This window comes from Longimonas sp., assembly GCF_046498435.1.
Classification (GTDB): Bacteria; Bacteroidota; Rhodothermia; order Rhodothermales; family Salinibacteraceae; genus Longimonas.
This window is the reverse complement of the sequence record NZ_JAWOAR010000342.1, coordinates 1-8,621: the sequence shown is the minus strand read 5'-3', so window position 1 is coordinate 8,621 and position 8,621 is coordinate 1. Positions and strand designations below refer to the sequence as shown.

The window sequence follows — 8,621 nt, the reverse complement described above, 5'->3', positions numbered from 1 at the left end:
CATATCGGCCACCGTGCCTTCCACGGCATGCACATCACTGCGAATCTGCTGCAGCGATTCGGCCCGTTTGCGGCGCTGATCGGCCATTTCGCGTTTTAGTTGTTGGACTTGTTCAGCAACGGAAGCCATGTCGTAACGGGAGGTTTAGGGCAGAAAACCAGCAAGTAGGTAGAAGAGCGTGCCACACGTGAGCCCCCGTGCGGCGGCATTTGTGCCTATGTGTAAGGCAATGGGTATTCCACAAAGAACGTACAACTACGGTGCTGCACATGCAAGCGTGTGAGCGCGTGCGCAAGCACATGCAGCCGCATAGCAGGCAATGCGAGCAGGGGATAAAGTACCCATCGTGGGGTAAAATTGTATGATCCTGTTGTGTATATCATATTTCTATGATCACGTACCGCTGACCGTGCGATTCCAGCCATCCGAGCTATCTCTCTCTGGAGGCCCTATGGGCCATCTATTCGCACATTACCCATGTTGCACGGCAGTAGCTCTTCATCTCTCGGGCGGCTTGTTGCAAGTTATTAGCTTTGGCAAAGGTATTGCACACTGCAACTATGCCATAATGCATCGGACTTCGTCGGCGCTCTCATGTCTCGATACCGATCAGAAAAGTATGGCTTCCTGTAGCTGTAACACTTTCGAACGACACTGCGGTTTACAAGTGTTAGAAAGCAAATCAGCTCCTGCCAGCGCTTTTTCTTCACGCAAGGCCTTCTTAAGACTATGCGACGATTATGGGATGGACTGGCTCCGGGCACATTCACAACAACAACAGATCAGGAAGACAGCGCCAAAGACATGCCGGAGGCTTCCGATGAACCGACTGATACTGACCGTGAAGCTGTACCGGGCCGCTCAGGAAACAATGAGCACACCTCAACCAATGACAAGCAGTCAACCAGCGCCAAGTCGGTAAATCCGTCAACGCTTCTTGGACTGCCTGAAGATGCCAACGCTGGCGAGGTTATCCTCGTTAATAAGCGTGATATTATGGTGCTTCATTTTGTTGTGGTACGCTTGGTGGAAAAGGGTATCTTAGACGCTGAGGAAGTCATGCGCATGAAAAAGGATGCCAACAAGCAAATTCGCGAGGCGCATCCAGATATCGCCGAGGGGTAATCCCACTTACGATTCAACACGCCCTTACCCAGTTGCTGTGTGGCGCCTGCCGCATGAGGTACCATCCACCCAGTATCTTTCGGGGTCGGATACACAACCTACCTCTGTTTATCTCTTTCCGACTCATAGCACGCCCATTTTGTGGAAGGTGTGCTCCACGTCCACCATGGTAGCCTTTGCTACGCACGATGCATCAAGATTGCAGGAATACCTTTGCACCCTCAAAACTTGCGACTTCCTCCTGTCGTGCACATACGCCTGTAGTGTGAACGCAACACTTTTTTGCAGCCCCCTGGGTTTACGGCGTGGCACAGCCTCTGTGCATCGCTTCGCTTCAGCGCTTCGCTTGGCCTGCCGCCCGAGTTCGCCTTAAGTGCGTGCTCAACAGATGGCAGCGCGTCTCCATCACAACGATGCAGACGTGGGCCCTCTTCTGTGCGGCGCTTGCAACGTTGCAAGCGCCGGTGCCGCAAGCCTACCGCCGGTCCCGCCTTCGCATGCGCTGTGCAGCACAAAAACACATTGGGCCCTGTTGCCGCACATGCCGAAGCGGATCCCTTCGTAGCGTTCCAACGCAGGCCACACCCGCGCCTGCCGGGTAGAGGCGGGCCGCTTCACACTTTCGGATCCGAGCGTTTTGCAGACGGACTATACCTATGAATACACAAAGCTTTAAGACGTACAGCGCCAAACCGCGCGACATTGAGCGCGACTGGCATATCGTGGATGCAGCAGACATGGTCGTGGGGCGCTTAGCCTCACGTATTGCCCATGTGCTGCGCGGAAAGCACAAGCCGATATACACTCCGCATATGGACACCGGCGACTTTGTCGTCGTGGTGAATGCGGACAAGGTGCGCTTTACCGGTCAGAAGGAGACCGACAAAACGTACCGCAGCTATAGCGGCTACCCCGGCGGCGAGAAAGAGCTTTCGCCCGCCGAAGTGCGCGATAAACACCCCGAGCGCCTCATCACCATGGCCGTTAAAGGCATGCTCCCAAAAAACAAACTGGGACGCCGCATGCTTACCAAGCTGAAAGTGCATACCGGCCCCGAGCATCCTCACGAAGCTCAGCAGCCTACTCCGCTTGAATGGTAAAGACGAGCGGATTTTCGTTTGTGCGTTACCACCAACCCTCCCTCCATTATGGCTTCTATTAAGCAATTCAACGCCGTTGGGCGACGTAAAACGTCGACGGCCCGTGTGTATCTGCGCCCGGGCGACGGCACCTCGTTTACGGTGAACGGCAAAGACGCATCCGAGTACTTCCCGGTAGCATGGCGCCGCCGCGAGCTTGACCAGCCGTTCGTAGTAACCGACACCGTGGGCAACTTCGATGTGCTCGTTAACGCATCGGGCGGTGGCCTCACCGGCCAGGCCGAAGCAGCACGCCTCGGCATTGCCCGCGCTCTCGTCGAGTTCGATGAAGAGCTGCGCCCTGCTCTGCGCAATGCTGGCTACCTCACGCGCGACGACCGCATGGTTGAGCGCAAAAAGTACGGCCAGCCCAAAGCCCGGAAAAAGAGCCAGTACTCCAAGCGTTAATCCGCTCCGGAATCTGGCCTTCCCAACCAATCAATCATACGGCCCGATGCTACGTGGGTTGACGATAGTCAGCGAGCAGATGCGTGTACAAGCGCTCTGCCCTTCCTGTCGTTTCGCGTGTCAGATGACGGTCGTAGTCGCCTAAACCCGTTTTTTCTACGCTTACTACCCAACTTATGGCTAACGACGACGCTTCTACCCCAAAGGCCGACGAGGCCCCTTCGCCCGACGCTCCTTCCGAACCCGACGCTCCTTCTAAAGAGGAACCAGCTGCCGAGACCGATGCAGCAGCCGCTTCGGATGACGCTCCTGATGACGCCGAGGCTACGTCCGAATCTGATGCTGAAGAGGCCGCGGATGCACACGCAGAAACGCCGGACGATGATGCTCCGGCCGATGCGCAGCATGATGACGCTGACGCCGGTACCGAGGACGACGACAGCAACGACGCTAAGGATACCGCTGACGACCAAGCGGATGACCAAGCGGATGACCAAGCGGATGACGACGGAACTGAAGACGACGCCGATGAAGACGACGCGTCAATCGACGATGCCGGAGCCGACCAATCGCCCGAGCATCGCGTCACGATTGAGCAGCTTCTGAAGGCGGGCGCGCACTTTGGCCACCTCACCAGCCGGTGGAACCCGCGCATGAAGCCTTACATCTTCATGGAGCGGAACAACATCCACATCATCGACCTGATGCAGACGCAGGCGCTCCTCGACGAGGCTGCCGACGCCGCGCGCCGCTTTGCTCGTGGCGGACGTAACATTCTCTTTGCCGGCACCAAAAAGCAGGCGCAAGACATTGTGCGCGAACATGCTGAATCGGTCGGTATGCCGCACATGGTGAACCGCTGGTTAGGTGGCACAATGACCAACTTCGAAACCATACGGAAGAGCATCTTCCGCATGGAAGAGATCGAGAAGATGGAGCGCGACGGTACGCTCGACAAGCTCAAGAAGAAAGAGAAGTTGATGCGCCTGCGCGAGCATGAGAAGCTCGAAAACGTGCTCGGCGGCATCCGCGACCTACCTGGCACGCCCGGCGCAATCTTCATCGTTGACGTGAAGCGCGAGGACATCGCGGTCAACGAAGCCGTGAAGCTTGGCATTCCCATCATCGCAATGGTGGATACTAACGGCGAACCGTCGGACATCGACTATCCGATTCCCGCGAACGACGACGCGCTTAGCTCCATCGAGCTCATCACCTCCACGATCACCGAAGCCATTCAGGAGGGCCTGGAGGAGCGTGAGATGAAGAAGAAAGCCAGCGCAAAGCAAAACGCGTAATGTGCCTCGCGGGCCGGATCGTATTGCGATTCGGCCCGCTTGCATCTTGTCTCTTTCTGCTTTTAGATAACCCTGAATTTCCAACAACCCCATGAGTATTTCCGCCCAAGACGTAAAAGAGCTCCGCGATGCCACTGGCGTGGGCATGATGGACTGCAAGAAGGCCCTTGAAGAAGCCGACGGCGACTTCGACGAAGCCATTGAACTGCTTCGTAAGAAAGGCCAGAAGGTGGCTGCCAAGCGTGCCGACCGCGAAGCCGAAAAAGGCCTGGTGGTAACCGCTATTTCGGACGATGACAGCACGGGGGCCATCGTTGAGGTCAACTGTGAAACTGACTTTGTAGCCCGTAACGACGACTTCGCGTCGTTTGCCGACCGCGTGGCCACCCTCGTTCTGAACGAGCAGCCCGCCGATCTTGACGCGCTGCATGCCCTCGATTACAACGGCGAGCGCACCGTGCAGGAAGAACTCGTTCGCATGACGGGTCGCATTGGCGAGAAGCTCGACATTCGCCGCTTCGATGTGCTCGAAGCCACCAATGACGGTAGCGTTGTGTCGTACATCCACCCCGGCTCGAAGCTGGGCGTTCTCGTAAGCGTAACAGGTGACGACGAGCAGGCCCAACTCGATGTGGCGATGCAGATTGCGGCGCTGAACCCGGTTGCCGTATCGCGCGACGAAGTCCCCGAATCCGTCCAGGAAAAGGAGAAGGAGATTGCGCGCGAAGCCGCTGTTAGCGAAGGCAAGCCCGAGCACGTAATCGACAATATTGTAAACGGGAAACTGAACCGCTACTTTCAGGATAACGTCCTTCTGGAACAGGACTTCGTGAAAGACGCGTCGACTTCGGTGCAAGAGATGCTTGACGATGCCGACGTGTCGGTGCATCAGTTTGTGCGCTACGCACTGGGAAACTGACCCGCGCTGCCGCAGCGGGGGCTTCGCGCCGGAGTGCCTGCTGCTGGCTTCATCCCCTGCGCCACGCTATCCTTTCGAATCCAGCCCACTTTTCGGTTCCCGATATGTCTACCGGCTCGCCCGCGCACACCCGCATCTTGCTCAAGCTTAGCGGCGAAGCGCTCCTTGGCGCCGACCGCGAATTTGGCATCGACGAAACGGTAATCCGCAACTACGCACGGGAGATCAAGAACGCGGTGGAGCTGGGCGCGGAGCTCGCCATCGTAATTGGCGGTGGCAATATCTTTCGGGGCGTGCAGAACGCCATGAAAGGCATGACCCGCGCCCATGCCGACTACATGGGGATGCTTGCCACAATGATTAACGGCATGGCGCTGCAAGATGCCCTGGAACAGGTTGGACTGCAGACGCGCTTGCAGTCGAGCATCAAAATGGAAGAGATCGCCGAGCCGTTTATTCGGCGGCGCGCCATTCGGCATCTGGAAAAAGGGCGCGTTGTTATCTTTGGCGCGGGCACGGGCAATCCGTATTTTACCACCGACACGGCTGCTGCACTGCGCGGCCTCGAAATCGATGCCGAGATGATCTTGAAGGGTACCCGCGTAAATGGCGTGTTTACCGCCGACCCCGAAGAAGACGACTCGGCCAAGCGCTTCGTGCAGATCCACGGCGATGAGATGATCCGCCGCAACCTGCAAGTAATGGATATGACGGCGCTCACCCTGTGCCGCGAGTCGTCGATGCCACTGCGCATCTTTGACATGGGCACCCAGGGCAATCTCAGTCGCATTGTACAGGGCGAAGCCGTAGGCACCCAGGTGCACTGGAACGAGGAAGCTGATGCGCCCTACGTGACAGCAGCCTCCTAACACACTGCCTCTTAATACACTGCCTCTTAATACACTGCCGCTGGCCTTTTCACTACGACTTGGCTTTCCCTATGTCTGATACGCCGATTCAGGACCAACTCGATAGCGCCGATGAGCAAATGCAGGAAACGGTATCGTACCTGCGCAAAGAGCTCAACACCATTCGTGCTGGGCGCGCTACCCCAGCTATGCTCAACAACGTAAAGGTGGACTATTACGGCAGCAAAACGCCGCTGAACCAGGTGGCCAGCATCAACGCGCCACAAGCTGACTTGCTCGTGGTGCAGCCGTTCGACAAGAACGCTATTAGCGACATTGAGCGCGGCATCATGATGGCAAACCTGGGCTTGAACCCGTCGAACGACGGCTCTAACATCCGCATCCCCGTGCCGCCCCTGTCCGAAGAGCGTCGCCGCGAATTGGCTGGCACCGCCCGCGAGCGCGCCGAAGAAGCCAAGATCTCAATCCGTAACATCCGTCGCGACATTAAAGACGCCATTCAACGCATCGTCAAGGAGCAAAATCTCTCCGAAGACGTGCGCTACGGCGCTGAAGAGGACCTGCAAGAGCTTACGGATATGTACGTGGAGCGCATTAATACCATGACGGAACGGAAAGCAGATGAAATCATGGAAGTGTGAGTAACATAACCTCGCACATGGGCTTACAGATACATGTGTGTAAGCACTGTAGCGCATGCAGCCACGCACAACGAATCTCGCAGGGTCTAACCTTGCAGGGCGTATGCTGCCTGCACTACAAATGGATATGAACGAAAACGGAGGGGTGCCCGAGCGGTCGAAGGGGCTCGCCTGGAAAGCGAGTGTACCGTTTACGCGGTACCGGGGGTTCGAATCCCTCCCTCTCCGCCACCTACGCTTTCTGCCGAACCGGGCTGCTCTACAGGCGGTCCGGTTTTGCTGTATCCGGCGCTCCCGCTCATCGTTTACGGACCTGACCTTCTCCTTCGCATGATTCACAGCATGACTGGATTTGGGCGGGGGCAAGCCTCCAGCGAGGCCGCCACCGTAACCGTAGAAGTGCGCTCCGTAAACAAACGTCACCTCGACGTGTCGGTGCGGGGACCGCGTGGGCTTGGCGAACGCGAAATGGCTATCCAACAAACGATCAAAGACCGCTTCGACCGCGGCCAGTTTCGCGTGTCCGTTGACGTAGATACCCATGCTGACACGCTTATCCCGCTAAGTCCCGAGCGCGCCCAAGCGGTGGCCACAACGCTGCGCTCGCTGCGCGACGCGGCCGGCATCGACGCCCCTGTTACACTCGACCAGGTGCTCGACGTAGCACACCGCTTTCTTGACGACGCCAGCACCCCAACAGCTCGCTCCTTCGCAGAACCCGTATGGACTGCTATCGAGCACGCCCTGTCCGACGCGCTCGACGGCCTGCACACTATGCGGGCCGACGAAGGAGCCGCCTTACTCAACGACCTTACCGCCCAACTCGATGCACTCACCGAACACCTAACGGTCGTCGAAAAGCGTGCCCCCGTACGGGTCGACGAGGCGCAAGACTTGCTGCGAGCCCGCCTGAGCGACCTGCTTAGCGACGAGCGCCTGGACCGCGATCGCCTCGAAACCGAAATCGCTGTGCTGGCCGACAAGCTCGATGTGCATGAAGAGTGCGTGCGCCTGCAATCGCACATTCGTCAGTTCCGCGAAGCGTTATCCGACGACGCCCCGGCCGGGCGCCGCCTCAAGTTCATCATGCAAGAGATGCTGCGCGAGGTCAACACCATTGGGGCCAAAGCCAACGACGCCACCATCTCGGAGCATGCCGTGCAGATGAAAGAACTGATTGAACAACTCCGCGAACAAATTCGCAACGTCGAGTAGCCTGTAGCATCCCGCTGTACCTGTTTCTGCGCCGACCTGTGCTTTTTGTCTCCCCCTGCCTATGCCTGAGCGTGCTATCATTGTACTCACCGCCCCCAGCGGTGCCGGAAAAACAACCATTGCACGCCGCGTGCTCAACACGCTCGACGCGCTCCGCTTCTCGGTATCGGCTACCACACGCGCCCCGCGTCCGAACGAAACCGATGGCGAAGACTACCACTTTCTTGCCCCCGAGGCCTTCAAGGCGCGAATCGAAGACGGCGACTTGCTGGAGTACGAGGAGGTCTACCCCGACCAGTTCTATGGCACACTCAAACAGGAGGTGGAAGACTCCTCGCCCGCTGCTCCCGTCTTGCTTGACATCGATGTGCGTGGGGCCCAAAACGTAAAACGAGCGTATGGCGACGAAGCACTCGTCATTTTCATTGCCCCGCCCTCGTTCGACGTACTGAAAGACCGCCTCACCAGGCGCGGCACTGAAACCAGCAAGGCCATACAAGATCGCCTCGATCGCGCCAAGATGGAGATGCAGCGCGCCGATGACTTCGACGTGGTCGTGGTGAACGACGACCTGGATACCGCTGTCCAGGAAACCTTACAGCACATCAATCAGTTTTTAGTAAGCTAAACGCTGCTGCACCGCTACTCTATCGCACGCTTCCCGACCTGGCGTGTGCAGCATGACCCTTTTGCGTGTACTTTTTCTCTTGTGGTTTTAACCTATGGCTATCGAAACTCTCGACGTCGACGAACTGGCTTCCCGCACCGGCAACATCTACGAAGCAGTGGCCATCATGGCCAAGCGCGCCCGCCAGGTTTCGTCGGATCAGCACTCTGAGCTCGACGAAAAGCTGCAATACTTTGAGGGCTTTGGCCCTGAAATGGAAGATGCGCGCATGCAAGAAGAGCAAGAGGAAATCTCGATCGAGTACGAACTGAAGCCCGAGCCCACCGAAATGGCCATCGACGACTTCATCAACGATCGGCTCTACTTCCGTAAACCCGAG

10 protein-coding genes and 1 tRNA gene are annotated in these 8,621 nt (G+C 57.5%); all 11 read left to right on the top strand.

Annotation, left to right across the window (positions count from 1 at the left end; all coding sequences use genetic code 11):
• Positions 1 to 729 precede the first annotated feature (729 nt).
• Entirely contained in the window at positions 730 to 1,125 is a 396-nt protein-coding gene (locus tag R6U20_RS13415) for a hypothetical protein (RefSeq protein WP_410338345.1), read from the top strand.
• Positions 1,126 to 1,781: 656 nt separating this feature from the next.
• On the top strand, positions 1,782 to 2,225 hold the full coding sequence (gene rplM, locus R6U20_RS13410) for a 50S ribosomal protein L13 (protein ID WP_410338344.1): 444 nt from the start codon (positions 1,782 to 1,784) through the stop codon (positions 2,223 to 2,225).
• A gap of 48 nt (positions 2,226 to 2,273) precedes the next feature.
• Positions 2,274 to 2,672 carry a 30S ribosomal protein S9 gene (gene rpsI / locus R6U20_RS13405; protein WP_098061242.1) on the top strand — a complete coding sequence of 133 codons (399 nt, stop codon included), beginning with the start codon at positions 2,274 to 2,276 and terminating at the stop codon, positions 2,670 to 2,672.
• Between the two features lie 176 nt (positions 2,673 to 2,848).
• The gene (rpsB, locus tag R6U20_RS13400; protein ID WP_410338343.1) at positions 2,849 to 3,970 is read left to right on the top strand and encodes a 30S ribosomal protein S2; all 1,122 of its coding nucleotides are present in this window, start codon (positions 2,849 to 2,851) and stop codon (positions 3,968 to 3,970) included.
• 91 nt (positions 3,971 to 4,061) lie between these two features.
• Positions 4,062 to 4,889, top strand: a complete 828-nt coding sequence (gene tsf / locus R6U20_RS13395) for a translation elongation factor Ts (protein ID WP_410338342.1) — start codon at positions 4,062 to 4,064, stop codon at positions 4,887 to 4,889.
• A 104-nt stretch (positions 4,890 to 4,993) separates the two neighbouring features.
• Entirely contained in the window at positions 4,994 to 5,758 is a 765-nt protein-coding gene (gene pyrH / locus R6U20_RS13390) for a UMP kinase (protein WP_410338341.1), read from the top strand.
• Between the two features lie 71 nt (positions 5,759 to 5,829).
• A complete protein-coding gene (gene frr, locus R6U20_RS13385) occupies positions 5,830 to 6,399 on the top strand; it encodes a ribosome recycling factor (RefSeq protein WP_410338340.1) in 570 nt (189 codons plus the stop codon).
• A 139-nt stretch (positions 6,400 to 6,538) separates the two neighbouring features.
• Positions 6,539 to 6,630, top strand: a tRNA-Ser gene (locus R6U20_RS13380).
• 111 nt (positions 6,631 to 6,741) lie between these two features.
• Positions 6,742 to 7,614: a YicC/YloC family endoribonuclease gene (locus R6U20_RS13375; RefSeq protein WP_410338339.1), complete on the top strand. Its 873-nt coding sequence runs from the start codon at positions 6,742 to 6,744 to the stop codon at positions 7,612 to 7,614.
• Positions 7,615 to 7,675: 61 nt separating this feature from the next.
• Positions 7,676 to 8,242, top strand: coding sequence for a guanylate kinase (gmk, locus tag R6U20_RS13370; protein ID WP_410338338.1), 567 nt, complete (start codon positions 7,676 to 7,678; stop codon positions 8,240 to 8,242).
• Positions 8,243 to 8,336: 94 nt separating this feature from the next.
• The coding region (locus R6U20_RS13365; protein WP_410338337.1) for a DNA-directed RNA polymerase subunit omega at positions 8,337 to 8,621 on the top strand (285 nt) is incomplete at its 3' end.

What these genes read in the sequence shown, in the direction of transcription:
- R6U20_RS13415 (WP_410338345.1), top strand. Translation starts at nt 730, where the DNA reads ATGCGACGATTATGGGATGGACTGGCTCCGGGCACATTCACAACAACA.
- rplM (WP_410338344.1), top strand. Translation starts at nt 1,782, where the DNA reads ATGAATACACAAAGCTTTAAGACGTACAGCGCCAAACCGCGCGACATT.
- rpsI (WP_098061242.1), top strand. Translation starts at nt 2,274, where the DNA reads ATGGCTTCTATTAAGCAATTCAACGCCGTTGGGCGACGTAAAACGTCG.
- rpsB (WP_410338343.1), top strand. Translation starts at nt 2,849, where the DNA reads ATGGCTAACGACGACGCTTCTACCCCAAAGGCCGACGAGGCCCCTTCG.
- tsf (WP_410338342.1), top strand. Translation starts at nt 4,062, where the DNA reads ATGAGTATTTCCGCCCAAGACGTAAAAGAGCTCCGCGATGCCACTGGC.
- pyrH (WP_410338341.1), top strand. Translation starts at nt 4,994, where the DNA reads ATGTCTACCGGCTCGCCCGCGCACACCCGCATCTTGCTCAAGCTTAGC.
- frr (WP_410338340.1), top strand. Translation starts at nt 5,830, where the DNA reads ATGTCTGATACGCCGATTCAGGACCAACTCGATAGCGCCGATGAGCAA.
- R6U20_RS13375 (WP_410338339.1), top strand. Translation starts at nt 6,742, where the DNA reads ATGACTGGATTTGGGCGGGGGCAAGCCTCCAGCGAGGCCGCCACCGTA.
- gmk (WP_410338338.1), top strand. Translation starts at nt 7,676, where the DNA reads ATGCCTGAGCGTGCTATCATTGTACTCACCGCCCCCAGCGGTGCCGGA.